Annotated in this window: 1 pseudogene; it reads right to left on the reverse strand. The window is 71.2% G+C overall.

Annotated features, from left to right (window positions below):
* A pseudogene (locus FLQ44_RS10005) lies at positions 1-333 on the reverse strand (hypothetical protein); the annotation flags it as partial.
* Between the last annotated feature and the right edge of the window lie 185 nt (positions 334-518).

Genomic DNA, 518 nt, shown 5'->3' on the forward strand with positions numbered 1-518 from the left:
GGCCGCGGTGGCAGCAGCGCGGCCGCTGCCGCCGCCGACCTGATTGCCGAGCAGGCCGCCGATCACCGCGCCCGCGACCATGCCGTCCTTGTCGCCGAAGCGCTCGGGTGCGCGGCGCTGCACGGTGCGCTGGGTGCACTGCTGGCGGCTGACCGGGCGGTTCTCCTCGACCGGGGTCACGCGCAGCACATCCGCCAGCACCGGCTCGGTGACGCGGATCGGCTCGGCCGACAGCACCTGTGCCTGTTTGGCGCGCGAGAAGCCGCCGTAGGAGGCGACAGCGACGCCGCCCAGGGCGAGAACGGAAATCGCGGCGATGATCGGGGTCTTCATGGAATCCACCTGTGTTCGAGTCTGTCGGAGTGCAGCCCCCTGCCACGTCCGCAGCCTAGGGATTGCAACTGAATGTTTCCCGAAGTGCGGTGGTGCGCGTGGGGGCGTCGTTCAGCGGCGTGAAGCGGCGGTGTTGGCAGCGACAGGGGCAAGCGGCCGTGGCCACGGTGGGCCAGGGCCCACCA

It is taken from the genome of Vogesella mureinivorans (assembly GCF_007644035.1).
GTDB classification, from domain to species: domain Bacteria; phylum Pseudomonadota; class Gammaproteobacteria; order Burkholderiales; family Chromobacteriaceae; genus Vogesella; species Vogesella mureinivorans.